Here is a 19,544-nt window from a genome sequence, read left to right as displayed (position 1 = left end):
GCGAGGCACCGAGTGGTGGGGCAAAGACCTTTTGGTTACTTTTGGGGCGTTTGCCAAAAGTGACCCGCTGTAAGAGCGGAACCATAAGCCGCCGTTACCTAAATAACGGATATGTACTCCCCCCAAAGCAAAAAAAAGGCCGCACCCTGCCAAGGAGACGGCCAAAAAAATTGTCGAGGCATTTGAAACTAACGTGCAGTAATCACCGAAAGCTTGGTAATCCCCGCCCGCTCAATCGACGCCATGGCTCGCGCCACTTCGCCATAGTTCACTCCATCATCAGCCTGCAGTTGCACCCGCACCTCCGGGTCCTTGGCCTTGGCCGACTGCAAGTTGAATTCCAGCAAATCCGGCTGGATTTCATCCTTGTTGATAAACAGTTTGCCGGCCGCATCAATGCTCACCACCAGCGGGTCCTTCTGCTCCACCGGGGCCACCGCCTCGGTCTTGGGCAAGTTGATCGGAATCGCATTGGTCAACAACGGCGCCGTGACGATAAACACCACCAGCAGCACCAGCATCACGTCCACCAGCGGCGTAACGTTGATCTCGCTCAGCACCTCATCACTGTCTTGCGTGGAGAAGGCCATCTCAGGACGCCTCCTTCACTTTTTGCGCGCCACCCTGGGCACCGGCCTTGCTCAGCGTCGGGTGCAGCAGCACGCGGAACGAGTTCTTCTGCGCCAGGCTGTAGAAGTCGTGGGCGAAGTCGTCCAGGTCAGCAGCCGTGAGCTTCAGGCGACGCAGGAAGTAGTTGTAAACCAGCACCGCCGGCACCGCGACGGCAATACCCACACCCGTGGCAACCAGTGCCGCACCGATCGGCCCGGCCACGGTTTCGAGGCTGGCGGAACCGGCGGCGCTGATGCCTTTCAGGGCTTCCATGATCCCCCACACAGTGCCGAACAGACCGATAAACGGCGAGGTGCTGCCGATACTCGCAACCACGGCCAGGCCGGTTTCCAGGGAGCGGCGCTCACGCACGATCTGTTGGCGCAAAGCGCGTTCAAGACGGTCCTGATGGTTGATCGCCTGGCTCAGGTCAGCAGCGTGTGGCGCCTCACCCACCTGGATCGCGGCGTAACCAGCCTGGGCCACACGAGCGGCGGCGCCGGGTTTGGTTTCGGCCAACTCAGCGGCCGAGTCCAGACTGGATGCCGCCCAGAACTGTTTGTGGAACTTGCGATCCTGGGACTTGAGGCGGCCGAACTGGACGCCCTTGAGCAGGGCCAGGCCCCAGGTAGCGACCGAAAAGACCACCAGCAGCCAGATCACCGCGCTTTCGATGGATTCAGTTGGAGATGCTAATGCCATGATGTTTTCCCTCTGTGCAGGTCGCGATGTGTCCAACACACCGCATCCAATAATTAATGAATCTTGAAATCGATCGGTACGCTGACCCAGCCGTCCTGGGCCACATCACCCTGCTTGGCCGGTACAAAACTCCAGCGCTTCACGGCAGCCAGTGCGGCTTCGTCGAGTTGCTGGCGACCACTGCTTTTCTGAATCTGGATCTCACCCGGCTTGCCGGTGGCCAATACATGCACCCGCAACAGCACCGTGCCTTCCCAACCCCGGCGCTGGGCCAGTGACGGGTATTCCGGCGCCGGGTTCTTCAGGTACGCGGCGTTGGCCGAGGCCGGTGTGACCGGCGCGGGCGCAGGCGGTGCCGGCGGTGCTGGAGCCGGTGGCGCGGGTACAGGCGGCGCGGGCGGCTGCTCGGCTACCGGTTTCGGTGCGGGCTTGGGCACAGGCTTTGGCACCGGCTTGGGTTTCGGAATCTTTTTCGGCGCCGGCTTGGCGGCCAATTCATCAACCACCGGCGGCGGTGGCTCGACAACCGGTGGCGGCGGCGGTGGTGGTACAGGCGGTGGCGGCTCCACTACCGGCGGAGCCGGCTGGGAAAATTCGATCGTCATCGGCGGGATTTCCGGCGGCACAATCGGCAGCACCGGGGTTGGCTTCTGGCTGACCCAATAGATCACCGCGCCATGCAAGGCCAGCGCGAGAATCCCCAACAGGATCGCTTCACGCCGACTCAACACACCCTTCGGGGTTTTCTGCGTACGCAACTGCCCCAACGGCGCGCGATGCGGCCGGCCAAGGTCGACCAACTCACCACCCGGTGCGTGGCGCCACTGCGCCTCTTGTGCACTGGCGGCGGTCTGGACATTGCCCATTGATTAACTCCCCTGCGGTCTTAAGCAAAAAAACCGACGGGCCTGCCTTGGCGGCCGTCGAGGGCTGAATCATCGGGGGCAGACGCTTATCTCTTAAAGTAATCTTTAAAGTTATAGATAGATCTAAATTGAATAACCGAAACATCCGGATACGCCGAAGCCACGTCCTGCGCGGCCTGGCGCCGAGGGGGAAAATCTCAATGCTTTTGAGGCATACAAAATATTCACTGAAGGCATGGCTCAGCGTGGATTACCGGCACACAAATCCTGCAATTGGCGTAGCAACGCCTGCCCTGCCGCACCAAGGCCGTTACGGCCATACAGCGCCAGCCGCACGCCCTGCACCGCAGGCAAACCGCTGTCCGCGCCCAACATCACGTGCCCGGGCTGCACCACCCGCATTGGCAACAGGCTGATCCCCAGCCCCGCCGCCACCGCCGAACACACGCTGGCCAAGCTGGCGCTGGAATAACCGATGCGCCAGCGCCAGCCGCCTACCTCCAGGTGATGCAGCATTTCATTGCGGTACAGGCCGCCAGCGGGAAACGCCACCAGCGGCAGCGGATCACGTCCCAGGGACGGCGAACTGCGGCTGTCGACCCAACACAACGGCTCCGGCCAGGACACCAGGCAGTCATCGCTGTCACCCATTTGCTTGACCAGCAGCACGTCGAATTCACCGCCGCGATAATCCCGCAACAATTCCGGCCCCAAGCCGCTGGTGACCTCCAGGCGCACCCGGGGATAAGCCTGCACAAACGCCGACAGCAGCGGCATCAGGCGCTCGGCCGCAAAATCCTCGGGCACCGCCAGGCGCAACACGCCATCGCTCTGCTGATTGATCAGCACGTCGGCCGCCTCTTCGTGCAGCGCCAGGATGCGCCGCGCATACGCCAGCAAGCGTTCACCCTCCACCGTGGCTACCACGCGGCGCTGATCCCGGTCGAGCACCTGGCTACCCAGTGCATCTTCCAGGCGGCGGATCTGTTGGCTGACCGTGGACTGGGTCAAGTGCAGCCGCTCGGCCGCGCGGGTGAAATTGCCGCAATCGACGACGGCAACAAAGCTGCGCAACAACACGGGATCGAACATGGGCTCACCATTCCATTTGCCACTGATTGGCATGGTTATATTTAATTTCAGAATACCCCTGTGGCTGCCCATACTTCACGCCTCATTGCGCACGAGGGGTTTTCCATGACTGACGATCAACAGCATCTGCATCACGCCGTGCAACTGGCCAAGGCCAACGTAGCCGCTGGTGGCCGCCCGTTTGGTGCCGTGCTGGTGCGCGACGGCGAGGTGCTGGTCGAGGCGGTCAACGAAATCCACTCGAGACAGGACCCCACCGCCCACGCCGAGATGCTCGCCATCCGTGCCGCCAGCCAACAACTCGGCCCGCGCCTCGACGGTTGTGTGATCTACGCCAGCGGCCAGCCCTGCCCGATGTGCCTGAGTGCGATGCACCTGTGCGGCATATCCCGTGTGGTGTTCGCTGCCAGCAACGACGTGGCGGCGCCCTTTGGTTTGTCCACAGCAGCGATCTACCAGCAACTGGCGCTGCCGCTGGTGGAGCAAAAATTGCCCGTGCAGCACCTGCCGCAGGCAGCGATGCAAGCCCTTTACCGCGAGTGGCAGGCCCTGCATGACGCTGAATAATTCATTCGCCGGCAAGCTCGCCGGTTGGGGTTTGCTGGTGGTGCTGGGCCTGAACCTGCGGCCCATCCTCAGTTCCATCAGCCCATTGCTGGGGGAAATCCGTCTGGCCACCGGCCTGAGTTTCCAGAGCAGCGCCCTGCTCACCAGCCTGCCGGTGATCTGCATGGGCCTGGTGGCGTTGGTGGGGGTGCGCCTGGAGGCAAGGCTGGGGGAGCGTCGCGGAATCGCCCTGGGCTTGATGATGATTCTGCTGGCGTGCCTCGCGCGCTGGCTGTTTGGCCAGGCGCCGGCGCTGCTGGCCACGGCATTGTTCGGCGGTGCGGGTGTGGCGCTGATCCAGGCGCTGGTGCCGGCGATGATCAAGCGCCAGTTTCACCAGCGCGTGCCGTTGGCGATGGGGGTTTACTCGGCTTCGCTGATGGGCGGCGGTGGCTTGGCCGCCCTGCTCAGCCCGTTGGTGGCGGGGCATTTCCAGCAGTGGCAGGCGGGGCTCGGGATCTGGCTGCTACCGGCCCTGGGCGCACTATTGTTGTGGGCGTGGCTGCCATTGGGTGCGGCGAAAAACCCGCAGGTGACGGCGCCGTTCCAGGGCCTGCGCAACCGTCGGGCGTGGTTGCTGGCGCTGTATTTCGGCCTGGTGAATTGCGGCTACATGAGCATGGTCGCGTGGCTGCCGGCCTACTATCAGCAGTTGGGTTGGGGCGTACTGCCCAGTGGTTCGCTGCTGGCGTTCATGACGATCTTCCAGGTAATCGCCGCGCTGCTGATGCCGGCCCTGGCGCAACGTGGCATTGATCGTCGACCGTTACTGAGCATCAGCCTGCTGGCCCAGACCGTGGGCTATATCGGCCTGCTGACGGCGCCGCTGGAGTTCCCCCACGTGTGGGTGGCGTTGATCGGTTTCGGCCTGGGAGCGTGTTTCGCCCTGAGCCTGTTGCTGACCCTGGATCACCGCCGCGACCCTCGGGAGGCCGGCCAACTGGCGGCGTTCGTCCAGGGCGTGGGCTTTTTGATCAACGCCGTATCACCGTGGCTGACCGGCTGGCTGCGGGAATTGACTGGCAGTTTCTTAAGCGCGTGGATGGTGCTGACGCTGACGGTGGTGGCGATGCTGATACTCACCCGGGTGTTCAGCCCGGCCACCTACCGCACAGGCTCTATGGATATGCAATTTGAATCTAGATAAAACAATGAACATTCTTTTGCGGAATAAGCGAGGGGATTAGAATCGCGGTTTCCTTCAGGACGCCGGAAAACTCCATGGACCTTCGCCAACTGCGCTACTTCATTGCTCTGAACGAGTACCGCAGTTTTGTGCGCGCCGCCGACGCCATGGGCATTACCCAGCCGGCGTTCAGCCGCAGCATCCAAAGCCTGGAACAGGAGTTTGGCTGTGTGCTGGTGGACCGCGCCCACAAAGACCTGCGCCCCACTCCCGAGGGCCAGGTGGTGTTGCAACATGCCTTGTCGCTCGTTCAGGGCGCGGCGCGGCTGAGCCACGAAGTCACCCGCATGACCAAGCTCGACGCCGGCGAATTGCGCTTTGGCTGCGATGCCGTGGCGGCGGTGAACCTGGTGCCTGGAGCGATCGCACGGTTTGTCGGCGCTCATCCACGAGTACGCAGCGGTTTGCATGTGGATAACTGGGAAAAACTCGGACGCAGTTTGAGTCGCGAAGAGATCGAATTCTTCATCGCCGATGTGCGCCACTTCGAGGCCGATCCGAATTTCCAGACCCAGGCCCTGACACCCCGGCGCAATGTATTTTTCTGCCGCGCCGGGCACCCGTTACTGGCCAAGGACAGCCTCTCGACCAACGACTTGTTTGACTACCCGCTGGCCACACCGCTGATCGCTCCCGGGGTACGCAAGCTACTGGCCAACCTGAGCGGGCGTGTCGACTTTTCTCCCGCTATCGAACTGGAGCAGTTTGCGGCGCTGGCGGCCATCGTGCACCAGTCCAACGCGATTGGCCTGGGTGCCGAGGATGCGTTTGCCGAAGACTTTGCCCGTGGCGCACTGACGGTGCTGCACTGGCGCAACGTGCCTCACAGCCTCGACAGTTTGAACAACCGCTGCGGGATCATCAGCCGTACCGGGTTTCGCTTGTCGCCGGCGGCGAAGGCGATGATCGAAACCCTGATCACCGTGGATACCCCCTCTGCTGAAGCAAGCTTGCTCGCCCGCAATTAAAAAACCAGGCTTGCGCGCGACAGCCCATTCTCTTGATTTCAATGAAACTGTTATCGGCAATCAGCGGGTTTTTTCGCCTGCCGGGAACCGACACCATTGGCTCCAGAACAGAAAAACCTGGAGCCCTGCCATGTACTTGAAATACCCAATCAGTTGGACTGCCCTTGCCTTGGCAGCGGCCCTCACCGGCACCGCCGCCCAGGCTTCCATGCCGGCGAACCTGCCCGCCGATCAGAGCGTTGGCGCCATCGAGCAGGTGCACGCCTTCCACGATGCCATGCCCACCGGTGTGAGCGTTACCGAGACCGGACGCATCTTTGTCAACTTTCCTCGCTGGGGCGACGAGGTGCCGTTTACCGTCGCAGAACTGCGCGACGGCAAAGTCGTACCCTACCCTGACCAGGCGATAAACCAGGCCAACCCCAAAGACCCGGCCAAAGGGTTTATCAGCGTACAAAGCGTGGTGGCCGACGGGCGCGGACGCCTCTGGATACTGGACACCGCGGCGCCTGGCTTCTCGCCTCCACAGCCAGGTGGTGCCAAGCTCGTCGCAGTTGAGCTCGCCACCAACAAGGTGGTCAAGACCCTCGTATTCCCGAAAAACGTCATGCTGCCCGGCACCTACGTCAACGACATGCGCTTTGATTTTCGCGTGGGTGACCAAGGCGTGATCTATATCACCGACTCTTCACTTACCGGCCCGGGCGCGATCATCGTCATGGACATCGCCAGTGGCACGGCCATACGCCGGCTCAGTGGTGCACCCTCGACCTCGGTCGACCCGAACTTCGTACCCACGGTCGAAGGCCAGGTCCTGAAAGTGCGGGATGCCAAAGGCGGCACCCAGCCTTTTGCCGTGGCTTCGGACGGCATCGCCCTGTCGGCTGATGGGCAGACCTTGTATTTCTGCCCGCTGTCGAGTCGGCACCTGTACGCCATCCCCACGGCACTGCTGCGTGACGAGACAGTCAGCGAAGCACGGCTCGAAATGGCGGTCAAAGACCTCGGGGAAAAAGGCGCCTCGGACGGGCTTGAAGCCGACGCCTCGGGGGCCGTGTATGCCGGCGACTACGAAAACAACAGCGTGCGCAAACGGCTGGCGAACGGGCAATGGCAGACCATCGTCCATGATCCGCGTGTGCTTTGGCCCGACACACTGTCAATCGGTCCTGATGGCTACCTGTACTTCATCGCCAATCAGCTGCACCGCCAAAGCATCTTTCACGCAGGCAAAGACTTGCGCCAGAAACCCTACAGCCTGCTGCGCGTGAAGATCGATGCCGCGCCGGCGCCCACACACTAGCGGCGCCGAAGCATGAATATTGATGCGTTGAACCTGTTCATGCGATCAACAGAGCTGGGCAATATCACCGCAGCCGGCAGGGAGCTGGGACTCGCGCCCTCGGTGGCCAGCCACAAACTGGCGAAGCTTGAAGAATACCTGGGCATGCGCCTGCTGCATCGCACCACTCGCCAGGTCAGCCTGACCGAAGACGGTGCGCTGTTTCTGCCCCATGCAATCCGGGTGCTGGCAGCCGTGGACGAGGCCTATCTGGTCGCGGTGAAAGGCAAGGACGTGGCCAAACGGGTGTTAAGAGTATCCGCCCCCGGGTCCTTCGCGCGGATGTGCATGATGCCGGCCATTACCCGGTTCCTGCACGCCAACCCGAAGCTGAAGATCGACCTGATACTGTCCGATCAAATGCAGGACCTGACCGAGATCGGGATTGATGTGGCAATCCGCATCGCCGCCCTGAAGGACTCATCCCTGGTGGCGCGCAAGCTCGGCTGCGACAGACGCATCCTGTGTGCGGCACCCGCCTACCTCCAGGCGCATGGCGAACCGACTTCACCTGCGGAGCTGGTCAATCATTCCTGCATCCTGCTGGGCGACGAGGACCATTGGCGTTTCGTGGATGCCCAGTCACACAAAGTCACGGCAATCAGTGGTTCGCTCAGAGTCAATTGCGGCGAAAGCGCACGGCTTGCAGCGGAAGGTGGGCTCGGCATCGTCTCTGTTTCACAGTGGAACGTCAGGCCCTCACTGGAAAGCGGCGCATTGGTGGAAATCATGCCGTCCTGTGTCCTGGAGCAAACCCGGGATATCTGGGCGATCTACCCCAGCGCGCGGTTGATCTCATCCAAGGCTCGGGCTTTCGTCGAGTTCATGATCGCCGAGTTCCAGGGCGATTTTTAGCATAGGGAAAAAATCATGACGGTGACTCACCAAGCTGCAGGCAGAACAAATCTCGCGAGCGGCCCACGTGTCGTTCGACTAGGGGTGACAGACTTGTCGTTCCATCGGGTTACCGCTGCGGTGGTAGTGCTGGTGTTGCAACGCATGAGCCTGACCGGGCAAAGACGGCCGTTCGATTCCGAGGCCTTTTACGAATTCTGAATTCGCGGCAGGCTGGCTACAAGGGTCTGCTCACTGAGGCTAGTTTGGCGATGCAGATGTTCTGCAATCTCCCCAAACCGAGGATTCCAACATGCTCTACCTGGTTTTCAGCGGCACCATCAAAGAAGGCAAACAGGCCGAGTTCTATCGTGATGTAGCGGCCGTTTCACAAAAGCTCACCCACCAGCACGACAAGGCCGTGGTCTATCAATGGCATAAGGATGAAGAGAACCCCAACCGGTTCTTTCTCAACGAACAGTGGGAAAGCGTCGCGGACCTGCACGCGCATTTCGAAACGCTCTACAAAGCCTTCGGCCCGGCGAAACCCACCGAGCGCCTGCAGGCGAAAATCCTCGCGTACCTGGATGAAGCACAGGTGAACTTCTACCAGGCCATTCAGTAAATCGCACCCGGTCACCCCAGGGTGACCGGGACGCTTGCTCAGATCGCTGTCCTTTCCACCGGGTTGAGTTCGCTCAGCCGTCCCTCCTGGCGCGCAAACCGATTGGCCCGGGCAAATGTGCCGAAATCGTTGAAGCGCACACCCATCTCAGCCATCACCTTGTGCGCCGCCTTTACCGTCATCTGGCGGATGTAGAACGGCTCCTTGACCACAAAGTGATGAATCCCGTGGGTGCTGCCGAAGTTGAAGCAGAACGCTTGCAACGGCCACAGCCACCACGGGTTGAGCACCTGGGTTTGCTGGATCACGTTGCCCGGCTCGATGTCGCCGTAGTAGTGCATGTTGGAGCTGACAAAGTGCAGGCAGAAGGTACGCAGCACGTTGGGGCCGATGATCACCACGGCGGCGATGTCGATGATGTGCATCACCGCCAGCGTGTTGGCCGACCAGTCGATCGGCGCGCCCAGCAGGCTGGCGATGCCATTGGCGGCATGAAAGCCGAGGAACACATACCACGCGCCCCAATGCAGCAGCGCCAGCGGTGCGTAGACCAGCGCCGTGCGCTTGAGAATGCCCAGCTTGTGCTTCCAGGACGGTGCCCGCAGCACCCGGATCAGTGCCGACATGATGTTGTCGCCGACCATCAGCAAACGTGCCAGGCCCCACGGTTCACCGTTGGTGATTGCGCGCTCTTCGATGTCGGTTTCGCTGCCGGAAACCTTGTGGTGATTGAGGTGGATATGGCGTCGTACCCAAGGGTTGATGGTGCTGGGCCGCGCCAGCCACACCAGGCCCATCATCAGGTTGTGGGGCAGGCGCTGCTTGCGAAAGTACATGCTGTGGATCAGGTCGTGTTCCAGTTCGTGGGTCAATGACGCGAGGAATGCGTTGAGCAGCAGGCACACCCACCACGCCATGTGCCCGGTGATATACAGCGCCGCCGAACCCAGCATGCCCACCAGGGCAAAGGCCAGGATGCCCGCGCCCAACGCATCCTGATGCAGCAGCCAGGGGTGGCGCTGGCGCAATAACAGCCCCTCGGCCAGCACCACTTCACGAATATGCGCTGAACGCTGTTGTGCGTTCATCTGCCGGGGGCTTGCAGAAGTACCGTCCATGCTTCCATCCTCTGTCTTATTGATGCGTACATCCTGCCCTATGCGATCTGGCGGGACGCTAGCCCCACACGCCAACCTGTTGACCGCAAGCGCCAATCAACATGACCGAACCCACCTCTCTCGCCAGCTGGACCCGCGCCCTGCGCAAGCAGCTCGACGCCCTGGGCCTCGACAGCGCCGCGCTGTGCGCCCAGGCCGGGCTCGACCCGCAGTTGATGGAAGATCCGAACGCGCGCTACCCGCTATCGGCCACCACGCGCCTGTGGGAACTGGCGGTACAGGCCAGCGGCGACCCGGCGATTGGCTTGCGGGTGTCGCGGTTTGTCAGCCCCACCACCTTTCACGCGCTGGGATATGCGCTGGTGGCCAGCGGCAGCCTGCGGGAAGTGTTCGAGCGGATCGTGCGCTATCACCAGGTGGTCAGCGACGCACTGAGCCTGGAGCTTAGCCGGGAGGGCGAACGTTACCGCTTTCGCCTGCAACAGCCCGCCGGTACACCCGCACCCGCGTTTGAGGCGATTGATGCGTTCGCCGCGATTTACGTGCGCACCTGCCGCAATCGCCTGGGCCGGGAGTACGCGCCGCTGGCGGTGTACCTGCGGCGGCCCGAGCCGGCTGATCCCAAGCCGTGGCACACGGTATTTCGCGCGCCGGTGTTTTTTGCCGCCGAGGAAGACCGTCTGGAATTTGCGGCGCGGGACTTTGACAGCCACCTGGACGATGCCAACCCCGAGTTGGCCGAGCACAATGAAACCGTGCTCAAGCGCACCCTGGCGCAACTGCGGCCGCTGACCTGGGAACGCAAGGTGCGTTCGGCCATCGAAGCGCAGTTGCCTGACGGTGAGCCGAGCGCCGAGCGCATCGCCCAGGCGTTGCATCTGAGTTTGCGCAGCTTGCAGCGGCATCTGGCGGATGAGGGCTGCCGGTTTGATGCGCTGCTGAACGAATGCCGGGAGAACCTCGCGCTGCTGCATCTGCGGGATCCCGAGTGTTCGCTGGCGGAGATCAGTCATTTGCTGGGGTTTGCCGATACCAGCAGCTTCAACCGGGCGTTCAAGCGCTGGACCGGGATGACGCCGGGGCAGTTTCGGGATGGGTTGAGGTAGCTGGAGTTGCGGCGGCTGCGAGGGCCTCTTCGCGAGCAAGCCCGCTCCCACATTTGACCGCATTCCAAAGGATGTACTCGGTCAAATGTGGGAGCGGGCTTGCTCGCGAAAGCGGTCAATCAAACACCCCAAAAGCCAGTGGCAGTCAGCGCCCCCGATCCCGCCGCAACACTTTCTTCACCCGCGCCACCAACGCCCGGGCTTCAAACGGCTTGAGCAAATAATCATCCTCGTGCAACTCCAGCCCACGCAGCCGATCTTCAATCCCGTCCGGCGTGGTCAAAAACAACATCGGCGTCTCACCCTTCAACCGGATCGCCTGCTGCAGCTTCCAGGCATTCAGCCCCGGCAGCATCACATCCAGGATCACCAGGTCGTATTCGGTGCTTTCCACAAAGCGCAGGGCCGCCATGCCATTGGCCGCCACCTCCACCGTGTAGCTGGCCTCTTCAAGACTGCGGCCCATCGCCTCGGCCGCCTCTGACTCGTGTTCCACTAGCAGGACGCGCATAACACACCTCGAATAATCGTGAACGCAGGCTACCACCCTCAGGCATGCGCCGCCTCGCGCAAACGTTGCGGGTCGAGGATTTCGATCTCGCCATAGCCCAGGCGCACGATGCCCTGGCCTTGCAGATCCTTGAGCAACGCATTGGTGGTCTGGCGCGACAGGCTCAGCATCGCGGCCAAGTCTTCCTGGGGCAGTTGCAGCACCTGCCGGGCCTGCTCGATGTCGCCATAGCCCTCGGCGATCATCAGCAGGCGGTGCGCCACCCGCACCGACGCCGGCATCAGGCTCAATTGCTCGATATTGATAAAGGTCAGGCGCAGTTTCTGGCTCATCAACAGGGCCATGTCGCGCCAGTAACGCGGAGTCTGTTCAAGAATGTGCAGCAACGCCGGCTGCGGTACCTGCAGCAACGTACACGGCCCGACGGCGCAGGCATCGTGGGTGCGGGGCAACCCGTCGAACAATGAGATTTCGCCGAACCAGTATGGCAACTCCGCCAGGCTCAACACTGCCTCCTTGCCCTGCTCGTTCACCGCGCTGATACGCAGGGAGCCCTCCAGCACCGCATACAACCCACACGGCGGATCGCCGCGTTTGAACAGGTATTGCCCCGCCGTCAGCTGCCGCAACCGGGCGCTGGCCAGCAAGCTATTCTGTAGATCAGCAGGCAGATGGCTGTACCAGTGACCGGTGGCCAGCCGTGGGTGCCATTTCTCTACATCCATGCGAACTCCGAAGATTGTCGGCCAGTTGACAGTGTGTCGTGGGCCTACAGGGCATGATCAAACATCCTACAGGAGGAACAACAATGAAAAGCCTCGTCGACCACCTCAGTCAATACGCCGCCTACCACCGCGACCCGCGCAATATCGCCAGCCACTTTATCGGCATCCCGCTGATTGTGGTGGCGGTGGCCGTGCTGCTGTCACGCCCCGAATGGACGGTGGCCGGGCTGTGGCTGTCGCCCGCGGTGGTAGTGGCGCTGCTTTCGGCATGGTTCTACCTGCGCCTGGAACTGGCGCTCGGCATGCTGATGACGGTGCTGATGGGCCTGTCGGTGTGGGCCGGGCATGTGCTGGCGGCACAAAGCACGCTGGTGTGGCTGAGCAGCGGCATCGGCATGTTCGTGGTGGGCTGGGTGATCCAGTTTGTGGGGCATTACTACGAGGGGCGCAAACCGGCGTTTGTCGATGACGTGTCCGGGTTGATCGTGGGGCCGTTGTTTGTGGTGGCGGAGTTGGCGTTCCTGGTGGGGCTGCGGCATGAGCTGAAGCGGCAGATTGAAGAGCGCTCAGGGCCCGTGGCCGTGCGGCACAAGAACGCCACGGCCTGAGCAACACTGGAGATCCAAATGTGGGAGCGGGCTTGCTCGCGAAAGCGGAGTGTCAGTCACCGGATGTACCGACTGAACCACCGCATTCGCGAGCAAGCCCGCTCCCACATGGGTTTTGCGGCGCTTTTAGGCTTTTTGCCAGACCTTGGGCTTGAAGAACAACGTCTCGCCCCGCGCCAGGCCGGTCAGGCTGTCGTGGTCTTTCACCACTTCAGCCTCAATCAACTCGCTCTGGCCTTCGACCTTCAGGGTCACCCGGGTGGTCGCGCCAAGCGGGCGAATATCACGCACTTCAGCCGCGTGGTGGTCTTCCAGTTCATGGCGCGACAACGACACTTCATGCGGGCGGAACAGCACGTGCTTGTCTTCACCCAAATGCAGGCGGTTGGAGTCGCCGAGGAAGTGATAAACAAAATCACTGGCCGGGTTTTCGTAGACTTCGCCCGGTGAGCCAATCTGCTCGATCACGCCCTTGTTCATCACCACGATGCGGTCCGCCACTTCCATGGCTTCTTCCTGGTCGTGGGTCACGAACACCGAGGTCAGGTTGATGTCTTCGTGCAGGCGCGCCAGCCAGCGGCGCAGTTCTTTACGGACCTTGGCATCGAGGGCGCCGAAAGGTTCATCCAGCAGCAGCACTTTCGGCTCTACTGCCAGGGCGCGCGCCAGGGCGATACGCTGGCGCTGGCCGCCGGAGAGTTGTTCCGGGTAGCGATCCGACAGCCAATCGAGCTGCACCATGTTCAGCAGCTCGTGGACTTTCACGGCGATCTGGCTTTCGGTGGGGCGCTGGTTTTTCGGTTTCATCCGCAGGCCGAACGCGACGTTGTCGAACACGGTCATGTGGCGGAACAGCGCGTAGTGCTGGAACACAAAGCCGACGTTGCGATCACGCACGTCGTGGCCGGAGACGTCTTCACCATGGAACACGATGTTGCCGGCATCCGGGGTTTCGAGACCGGCGATGATCCGCAGCAGGGTGGTCTTGCCGCAGCCGGACGGGCCCAGCAACGCCACCAGCTCGCCACTCTGGATGTCCAGATTGATGCTGTTCAGGGCCTTGAAGGCGTTGAAATTCTTGCTGACATTACGGACTTCGATCGACATGACTTATTCCTCACCAGCACTTTTGCGCAGGCGGTTGATACGGTTCTCGCTCCACTGCTTGAGCAGCAGGATGAAGAGCGCCAGGATCAGCAACAGGCTCGCGACGGCAAACGCGGCGACGTGGTTGTATTCGTTGTAGAGGATCTCGACGTGCAGCGGCAAGGTGTTGGTCACGCCGCGAATGTGGCCGGACACCACCGACACCGCACCGAACTCACCCATGGCCCGCGCGGTACACAGCACCACGCCGTAGATCAGGCCCCACTTGATGTTCGGCACGGTGACATGCCAGAACATCTGCCAACCATTGGCGCCCAGCAGGCGCGCGGCCTCTTCTTCCTGGGTGCCCTGCTCCTGCATCAGCGGGATCAGCTCACGCGCCACGAACGGCACGGTGACGAAGATGGTCGCCAGCACGATGCCCGGCAAGGCGAACACGATCTGGATGTCATGGTCTTGCAGCCACGGGCCAAAGAAGCCCTGGGCGCCGAACATCAACACGTAGACCAGGCCGGCGATCACCGGCGATACCGAGAACGGCAGGTCGATCAGGGTCACCAGGATACTTTTGCCACGGAACGAGTACTTGCTCACGCACCAGGCGGCGCTGACGCCGAACACCACGTTGAGCGGTACCGAAATCACCACGGCGATCACCGTGAGTTTCAATGCCGACAGCGCGTCCGGCTCAAGGATCGCGGTGAAGAACGCACCCAGGCCATTCTTCAGGCCCTGGGACACCACGATAAACAGCGGCAGCAACAAAAACAGGAAGAACACCAGCCAGCCAAGGCTGATCAGGATGCGTCGGGACACCGCACTGCCACGACGGGCAGCGTTGGCCGAGGACGCGGCGGAAATAGACGATTGGGACATGTTCCGCGCCTCCTTATGGGTGTTCGATGCGCCGCTGCAGCAAGTTGATCAGCAGCAGCAGGACAAAGGAAACCACCAGCATCAGCACACCGATGGACGTGGCGCCGTGGTAGTCGTATTGGTCGAGCTTGACCATGATCAGCAGCGGCAGGATCTCGGTTTTCATCGGCATGTTGCCGGCGATGAAGATCACCGAACCGTACTCACCGACACCTCGTGCAAACGCCAAGGCGAAGCCGGTCAACCAGGCAGGCAGCAGCGCCGGTACCAGGATGTAGCGGAACACTTGCAGGGGCTTGGCGCCGAGACAGGCGGCGGCTTCTTCGATTTCCCGGGGGATATCGGCCAACACCGGCTGCACGGTACGCACCACGAATGGCAGCGTGACGAAGGTCAGCGCGAGAGTGATGCCCAGGGGGGTGTAGGCGATCTTGAAGCCCAGGTCGGCGGCGAACTGGCCTACCAGGCCAGTGGGCGTGTACAGCGCGGTGAGTGCAATACCGGCGACGGCGGTGGGCAGGGCGAACGGCAAGTCGATCATCGCATCGATGATCTTGCGCCCGGGGAAGGTGTAGCGCACCAGTACCCATGCCAGCAGGGTACCGATCACGCCGTTGATGATCGCGGCATACAACGCAGTGCCGAAGCTCAGTTTCAACGCCGCCAGCACACGCGGTGCGGAGATGATGTTCCAGAACTGATCCCAGGTGAGTTGAGCGGCATGTACAAACATCGCCGCAAGGGGGATGAGTACGATCAGGCTGAGGTACACCACGGTGTAGCCCAGCGTCAGCCCGAAGCCGGGTATGACGGGGGAGATACGACGCGACATAAGAGTCCTTGGTTAGCGGGTAGATACCACTGTAGGAGCGAGCTTCTGTGGGAGCTGGCTTGCCTGCGATGCCGGCACCTCGGTGTATCAGTTACACCGAGGTGATGCTATCGCGGGCAAGCCCGGCTCCCACAGAAAGCTGGCTCCTACAGTTTGATTTTGCTTACTGCGCCGAGTAGATCTGGTCGAACACGCCACCGTCATTGAAGAATTTCGGTTGGGCAGTTTTCCAGCCGCCGAAGTCTTTGTCGATAGTCACCAGGTCCAGTTTCGGGAACTGCTGGGCGTATTTGGCGGCGACTTTCTCATCGCGTGGGCGGTAGAAGTTCTTCGCCGCAATCTCCTGGCCAGCCGGGCTGTACAGGTGCTTGAGGTACTCGGTGGCGATCTCGGTATTGCCCTTTTTCTCAGCGTTCTTGTCGACCACGGCCACTGGCGGCTCGGCGAGGATCGACAGCGAAGGTACAACGATGTCGAACTTGTCGGCGCCGCCGTCTTCCTTCAGGGCCAGGAAGGCTTCGTTTTCCCAGGCCAGCAACACGTCACCCTGACCGTTGTTGACGAAGGTGATGGTCGAACCGCGCGCGCCGGTGTCGAGGATCGGCACGTGCTTGAACAGCTCTTTCACGTATTCCTGGGCCTTGGCTTCGCTGCCACCGGCTTTCAGGCCGTAGGCCCAGGCGGCGAGGAAGTTCCAGCGGGCGCCGCCGGAGGTTTTCGGGTTCGGGGTGATCACCGACACGTCTTTCTTGATCAGGTCGCCCCAATCCTTGATGCCTTTAGGGTTGCCCTTGCGTACCAGGAACACGATGGTCGAGGTGTACGGGGTGCTGGCGTCCGGCAGGCGGGTTTGCCAGTTTTCCGGCAGGGTCTTGCCCAGTTTTGCGATTTCGTCGATGTCGCCGGCCAGGGCCAGGGTCACGACGTCGGCGCGCAGGCCGTCGATTACCGCGCGGCCCTGCTTGCCCGAACCACCGTGGGATTGCTGGATCTTGACGTTGTCACCCGGGTGCGACTGCTTCCAGAAGCTGGTGAATTCAGCGTTGTAGTCCTGGTAGAGCTCGCGGGTGGGGTCGTAAGACACGTTGAGCAGTTCGTAATCCTTGGCAACAGCGGAACCGGCAAACACGGCACTGGCCAGTGCTGCCAGGGCATAACGGCGAATCGACGACATAGAAGGCTCCTGAAATTCTTGGGTGTTGGCTTTTTTCTTATAGTTGCGGGTCTTGCAATCGAATCGCCGGAGTTGCTCAGCTCGGTTTGTTGCCCGGGTTCTGCAAACGGAATTTCTCTTTGCGTTCGATTTGTACTACCTGGGCGTTGTGCACAGTGATTTCCACCGCGCCAAACCGCAGATCGCGCAGGGCGCTCTGGATCTCGCGCAAAATGGCTGCTTCGTCCTGGCCGTCAACGCTACGTAGAGATGCGCTCATGGTCGTGCTCCTGAAATGAGAAGTGCCTCGCAGTGGCGGCACTGCTTGCGGCGTGAGGGCGATAGTAGATAAGCGCGGATATTCTTAAAAATACTATTTAAGAATGTTTATATAACCAGAAAGAATTTTCTGGTGGAACGAGGGGTTGCGAGGGGTTTTGCGGGACGACCCGTGAAATAAAGCCGTGTGGAGATCCAAATGTGGGAGCGGGCTTGCTCGCGAAGGCGGTGGGTCAGTGACAGATTTGCTGACTGACCCACCGCCTTCGCGAGCAAGCCCGCTCCCACATTTTGGCCCTGTTTGAAATCAGGACAGGCGGTGGTTAACGAATGGTCGGCGCCCTCGCCCAATCCAGCTCACTGGCCGGCATCGGCCGACCAAACCAGTACCCCTGGCCCAGGTCACAGCGCTGTTCCAATAGAAACCGCGCCTGCTCAACCTGCTCGATGCCCTCGGCATGCACCTGCATGCCCATGCTCTGCGCCAACGCGATCACTACCCGCACAATCGCCGCATCGTCTTCATCCCATGGCAACCCGGCGACAAAACCCTGGTCGATCTTGAGCTTCTGCACCGGCAAGCGCTTGAGCCGCAGCAGCGATGAATAACCGGTGCCAAAGTCGTCGATGGCCAGGCGCAAGCCGAGCTCACGCAGGCGATGCATTTGCTCAAGGGCGACTTCCGGGTCTTCCATCACCGCGCTTTCGGTGACTTCCAGCTCTAAAAGCGCCGGATCCAGCCCCGTGTCGTGCAGCACCTTGGCTACTTGCTCATACAGCTCACGCCGGGCAAACAGGCGGCTGGACACATTCACCGCGAGAAACGTCAGCGGTGCGCCGTCTGCCAGCCATTGGCACATCTGGCGGCAGGCCTGGTCCATGACCCAGGCGTCGATGTCGGCAATCAGTCCGGTGCGCTCGGCAATCGGGATGAATTCCCCCGGCGGCACCAGCCCGCGCTCCGGGTGCTGCCAGCGCACCAGGGCTTCGACGCCGATCATTCGGCTGTCTTGCAGGTCGTGCACTGGCTGGTAGTAAACCCGCAGCTCCTGCTGATCCAGCGCGCGGCGCAGTTCACCGGCCATTTCCACGCGGTGCTGGGCGTGGGCGGTAAGCTCTTCGGTGTACAAGGCATAGCCTTCGCGGCCGGCGCTCTTGGCCTTGAACAACGCGGAGTCGGCGTTGCGCAGCAGTTGCTCGGCGCTCAGCGCGTCGCTGGGGAACAGGCTGATCCCGATGCTCACGCTGATAAACAGTTGATGGCCGTCGAAGATGACCGGTTCTTTCATCGCGTCGAGAATACGTTGCGCCAGGGCGGCGGCCTGGCCCACCTGTGGACAACTTTCCGCCAGCACCGCGAACTCGTCGCCGCCCAGGCGCGCCAGGGTCACGCCGGGGCCGAACAGGCCTTGCAGGCGCTCGCCGACGGCCTTGAGCAACTGGTCGCCGACGTTATGGCCGAGGCTGTCGTTGATGATCTTGAAATGGTCGAGGTCGAGCAGCAGCAAGGCGCAGCCACGTTTATGGATCTGCGCGGAGGCCAGGGCCTGTTCGGCACGATCGGTGAACAGCAGGCGGTTGGGCAGGTCGGTCAGCGGGTCGTGATGGGCCAGGTGCGCCAACTCGCTCTCGGAGTGCTTGATGGCGCTGATATCGGAGAACACCGCGACGTAGTGGCTGATATGGCCCTGCTCATCACGGATCACCCGGATGGTCTGCCACTGTGGATAGATTTCGCCGCTTTTACGGCGGTTCCAGATTTCACCGCTCCATTCACCGTCACGTTCCAGCGTCTCGAACATCGCCTGGTAGAAACTGGCCGAGTGGCGCCCGGACTTGAACAGGCTCGGCTGGTGCCCCAGCACGTCTTCGCACTGGTAGCCGGTGATTTCGATAAAGGCCCGGTTGACGTGAACAATCAGCCCCAGGGCATCGGTGACCAGCACCCCTTCGCGGGTGCAATCGAACACGGCGGCGGCCTGGCGCAGGCGCTCGCGGTTTTCCTTCAGTGGCTGCTGGATCAGGTTCGCCCGGGCAAAGTGCGCGCAAAGCAGGTAGATCGCCAGGGCACTGAGGCTGACCCACAGGTAACCGCGTATCTGAAGCCAGTGGCCCAGCTCCACGGGTTCATCGATAAAGTTGATCAATACCTGATGGCTGAGCTGAATCCACACAATCGAAACCAGCAGGTACATCAGCCCGGCACGCAGGGCACCTCGGTATGAAAACAGCATATGTTCAGTAATCCTTACTAAAAAACCAGATTCGCCCTACAAAGGTTACGGATTATAGAATAAGAAACATCCAGTCACTCCTATCTGAAAGGGCGGCTGGTTTTATCTGTAGGCTTAGTGATAATGCGCAAGCTGGTTTTTTCTTTATCTGAGGGCCATACA

Annotated in this window: 21 protein-coding genes; 8 read left to right on the top strand and 13 right to left on the bottom strand. The window is 61.4% G+C overall.

What is annotated here, in order from left to right:
• Positions 1-188: 188 nt before the first annotated feature.
• The 4 genes from HX805_RS20270 to HX805_RS20255 form a co-directional block, all read right to left on the bottom strand.
• On the bottom strand, positions 189-590 hold the full coding sequence (locus HX805_RS20270) for a biopolymer transporter ExbD (RefSeq protein ID WP_017478080.1): 402 nt from the start codon (positions 588-590) through the stop codon (positions 189-191).
• A 1-nt stretch (position 591) separates the two neighbouring features.
• On the bottom strand, positions 592-1,317 hold the full coding sequence (locus HX805_RS20265; RefSeq protein ID WP_085984637.1) for a MotA/TolQ/ExbB proton channel family protein: 726 nt from the start codon (positions 1,315-1,317) through the stop codon (positions 592-594).
• 50 nt (positions 1,318-1,367) lie between these two features.
• Complete coding sequence (locus tag HX805_RS20260) at positions 1,368-2,180, bottom strand: energy transducer TonB (RefSeq protein WP_003218120.1); 813 nt, start codon at positions 2,178-2,180, stop codon at positions 1,368-1,370.
• A gap of 240 nt (positions 2,181-2,420) precedes the next feature.
• Positions 2,421-3,272, bottom strand: coding sequence for a LysR family transcriptional regulator (locus HX805_RS20255; protein ID WP_177009312.1), 852 nt, complete (start codon positions 3,270-3,272; stop codon positions 2,421-2,423).
• Positions 3,273-3,377: 105 nt separating this feature from the next.
• Here HX805_RS20255 and HX805_RS20250 point away from each other — a divergent pair, with 105 nt between their 5' ends.
• From HX805_RS20250 to HX805_RS20225, 6 genes are all read left to right on the top strand, one after another.
• Positions 3,378-3,839 carry a nucleoside deaminase gene (locus HX805_RS20250; RefSeq protein WP_177117249.1) on the top strand — a complete coding sequence of 154 codons (462 nt, stop codon included), beginning with the start codon at positions 3,378-3,380 and terminating at the stop codon, positions 3,837-3,839.
• Positions 3,826-5,025, top strand: a complete 1,200-nt coding sequence (locus tag HX805_RS20245; RefSeq protein WP_177117248.1) for a CynX/NimT family MFS transporter — start codon at positions 3,826-3,828, stop codon at positions 5,023-5,025. The genes HX805_RS20250 and HX805_RS20245 overlap by 14 nt, the downstream gene beginning before the upstream one ends.
• Positions 5,026-5,099: 74 nt before the next feature.
• Positions 5,100-6,032, top strand: a complete 933-nt coding sequence (locus tag HX805_RS20240; protein ID WP_003218124.1) for a LysR family transcriptional regulator — start codon at positions 5,100-5,102, stop codon at positions 6,030-6,032.
• A 130-nt stretch (positions 6,033-6,162) separates the two neighbouring features.
• Entirely contained in the window at positions 6,163-7,335 is a 1,173-nt protein-coding gene (locus tag HX805_RS20235; RefSeq protein ID WP_003218125.1) for an L-dopachrome tautomerase-related protein, read from the top strand.
• Positions 7,336-7,347: 12 nt separating this feature from the next.
• Positions 7,348-8,229: a LysR family transcriptional regulator gene (locus HX805_RS20230; RefSeq protein ID WP_177117247.1), complete on the top strand. Its 882-nt coding sequence runs from the start codon at positions 7,348-7,350 to the stop codon at positions 8,227-8,229.
• Positions 8,230-8,521: 292 nt separating this feature from the next.
• Positions 8,522-8,833 carry a putative quinol monooxygenase gene (locus HX805_RS20225; protein ID WP_177117246.1) on the top strand — a complete coding sequence of 104 codons (312 nt, stop codon included), beginning with the start codon at positions 8,522-8,524 and terminating at the stop codon, positions 8,831-8,833.
• A gap of 38 nt (positions 8,834-8,871) precedes the next feature.
• On the opposite strand, the gene HX805_RS20220 is transcribed toward HX805_RS20225, so the two are convergent.
• The gene (locus HX805_RS20220) at positions 8,872-9,951 is read right to left on the bottom strand and encodes a fatty acid desaturase (RefSeq protein WP_177117245.1); all 1,080 of its coding nucleotides are present in this window, start codon (positions 9,949-9,951) and stop codon (positions 8,872-8,874) included.
• 101 nt (positions 9,952-10,052) lie between these two features.
• On the opposite strand from HX805_RS20220, the gene HX805_RS20215 reads away from it, so the two are divergent.
• On the top strand, positions 10,053-11,057 hold the full coding sequence (locus HX805_RS20215) for an AraC family transcriptional regulator (RefSeq protein ID WP_003218131.1): 1,005 nt from the start codon (positions 10,053-10,055) through the stop codon (positions 11,055-11,057).
• Positions 11,058-11,202: 145 nt separating this feature from the next.
• On the opposite strand, the gene HX805_RS20210 is transcribed toward HX805_RS20215, so the two are convergent.
• A complete protein-coding gene (locus HX805_RS20210; protein WP_003218132.1) occupies positions 11,203-11,568 on the bottom strand; it encodes a response regulator in 366 nt (121 codons plus the stop codon).
• A 38-nt stretch (positions 11,569-11,606) separates the two neighbouring features.
• The gene (locus HX805_RS20205; RefSeq protein ID WP_003218134.1) at positions 11,607-12,293 is read right to left on the bottom strand and encodes a Crp/Fnr family transcriptional regulator; all 687 of its coding nucleotides are present in this window, start codon (positions 12,291-12,293) and stop codon (positions 11,607-11,609) included.
• Between the two features lie 83 nt (positions 12,294-12,376).
• Between HX805_RS20205 and HX805_RS20200 the strand changes: the two genes are divergently transcribed.
• Positions 12,377-12,901 carry a DUF962 domain-containing protein gene (locus HX805_RS20200; protein WP_177037339.1) on the top strand — a complete coding sequence of 175 codons (525 nt, stop codon included), beginning with the start codon at positions 12,377-12,379 and terminating at the stop codon, positions 12,899-12,901.
• A 126-nt stretch (positions 12,902-13,027) separates the two neighbouring features.
• On the opposite strand, the gene HX805_RS20195 is transcribed toward HX805_RS20200, so the two are convergent.
• From HX805_RS20195 to dibA, 6 genes are all read right to left on the bottom strand, one after another.
• A complete protein-coding gene (locus HX805_RS20195) occupies positions 13,028-14,008 on the bottom strand; it encodes a sulfate/molybdate ABC transporter ATP-binding protein (RefSeq protein ID WP_003218138.1) in 981 nt (326 codons plus the stop codon).
• A gap of 3 nt (positions 14,009-14,011) precedes the next feature.
• Positions 14,012-14,884, bottom strand: coding sequence for a sulfate ABC transporter permease subunit CysW (gene cysW / locus HX805_RS20190; RefSeq protein WP_003218139.1), 873 nt, complete (start codon positions 14,882-14,884; stop codon positions 14,012-14,014).
• Positions 14,885-14,897: 13 nt separating this feature from the next.
• Positions 14,898-15,716, bottom strand: a complete 819-nt coding sequence (cysT, locus tag HX805_RS20185) for a sulfate ABC transporter permease subunit CysT (RefSeq protein WP_003218141.1) — start codon at positions 15,714-15,716, stop codon at positions 14,898-14,900.
• 163 nt (positions 15,717-15,879) lie between these two features.
• Positions 15,880-16,890 (bottom strand): sulfate ABC transporter substrate-binding protein, encoded by a 1,011-nt coding sequence (locus HX805_RS20180; protein WP_003218143.1) that lies wholly within the window; start codon positions 16,888-16,890, stop codon positions 15,880-15,882.
• A 76-nt stretch (positions 16,891-16,966) separates the two neighbouring features.
• Positions 16,967-17,149 carry a sulfur starvation response protein OscA gene (gene oscA / locus HX805_RS20175; RefSeq protein WP_003170956.1) on the bottom strand — a complete coding sequence of 61 codons (183 nt, stop codon included), beginning with the start codon at positions 17,147-17,149 and terminating at the stop codon, positions 16,967-16,969.
• A 322-nt stretch (positions 17,150-17,471) separates the two neighbouring features.
• Entirely contained in the window at positions 17,472-19,382 is a 1,911-nt protein-coding gene (gene dibA / locus HX805_RS20170; protein WP_003218145.1) for a phosphodiesterase DibA, read from the bottom strand.
• Between the last annotated feature and the right edge of the window lie 162 nt (positions 19,383-19,544).

The sequence above is a fragment of the Pseudomonas sp. G5001 genome, from assembly GCF_013385475.1.
In the GTDB taxonomy this organism is placed as follows: Bacteria; Pseudomonadota; Gammaproteobacteria; order Pseudomonadales; family Pseudomonadaceae; genus Aquipseudomonas.
Note: the sequence above shows the minus strand (reverse complement) of the source record. Positions and strands in the feature narration are given on the sequence as shown.

Coding starts and splice junctions, on each gene's coding strand:
- HX805_RS20270 (WP_017478080.1), bottom strand. CDS start 590: ATGGCCTTCTCCACGCAAGACAGTGATGAGGTGCTGAGCGAGATCAAC.
- HX805_RS20260 (WP_003218120.1), bottom strand. CDS start 2,180: ATGGGCAATGTCCAGACCGCCGCCAGTGCACAAGAGGCGCAGTGGCGC.
- HX805_RS20255 (WP_177009312.1), bottom strand. CDS start 3,272: ATGTTCGATCCCGTGTTGTTGCGCAGCTTTGTTGCCGTCGTCGATTGC.
- HX805_RS20250 (WP_177117249.1), top strand. CDS start 3,378: ATGACTGACGATCAACAGCATCTGCATCACGCCGTGCAACTGGCCAAG.
- HX805_RS20245 (WP_177117248.1), top strand. CDS start 3,826: ATGACGCTGAATAATTCATTCGCCGGCAAGCTCGCCGGTTGGGGTTTG.
- HX805_RS20240 (WP_003218124.1), top strand. CDS start 5,100: ATGGACCTTCGCCAACTGCGCTACTTCATTGCTCTGAACGAGTACCGC.
- HX805_RS20235 (WP_003218125.1), top strand. CDS start 6,163: ATGTACTTGAAATACCCAATCAGTTGGACTGCCCTTGCCTTGGCAGCG.
- HX805_RS20230 (WP_177117247.1), top strand. CDS start 7,348: ATGAATATTGATGCGTTGAACCTGTTCATGCGATCAACAGAGCTGGGC.
- HX805_RS20225 (WP_177117246.1), top strand. CDS start 8,522: ATGCTCTACCTGGTTTTCAGCGGCACCATCAAAGAAGGCAAACAGGCC.
- HX805_RS20220 (WP_177117245.1), bottom strand. CDS start 9,951: ATGGACGGTACTTCTGCAAGCCCCCGGCAGATGAACGCACAACAGCGT.
- HX805_RS20215 (WP_003218131.1), top strand. CDS start 10,053: ATGACCGAACCCACCTCTCTCGCCAGCTGGACCCGCGCCCTGCGCAAG.
- HX805_RS20210 (WP_003218132.1), bottom strand. CDS start 11,568: ATGCGCGTCCTGCTAGTGGAACACGAGTCAGAGGCGGCCGAGGCGATG.
- HX805_RS20205 (WP_003218134.1), bottom strand. CDS start 12,293: ATGGATGTAGAGAAATGGCACCCACGGCTGGCCACCGGTCACTGGTAC.
- HX805_RS20200 (WP_177037339.1), top strand. CDS start 12,377: ATGAAAAGCCTCGTCGACCACCTCAGTCAATACGCCGCCTACCACCGC.
- HX805_RS20195 (WP_003218138.1), bottom strand. CDS start 14,008: ATGTCGATCGAAGTCCGTAATGTCAGCAAGAATTTCAACGCCTTCAAG.
- cysW (WP_003218139.1), bottom strand. CDS start 14,884: ATGTCCCAATCGTCTATTTCCGCCGCGTCCTCGGCCAACGCTGCCCGT.
- cysT (WP_003218141.1), bottom strand. CDS start 15,716: ATGTCGCGTCGTATCTCCCCCGTCATACCCGGCTTCGGGCTGACGCTG.
- HX805_RS20180 (WP_003218143.1), bottom strand. CDS start 16,890: ATGTCGTCGATTCGCCGTTATGCCCTGGCAGCACTGGCCAGTGCCGTG.
- oscA (WP_003170956.1), bottom strand. CDS start 17,149: ATGAGCGCATCTCTACGTAGCGTTGACGGCCAGGACGAAGCAGCCATT.
- dibA (WP_003218145.1), bottom strand. CDS start 19,382: ATGCTGTTTTCATACCGAGGTGCCCTGCGTGCCGGGCTGATGTACCTG.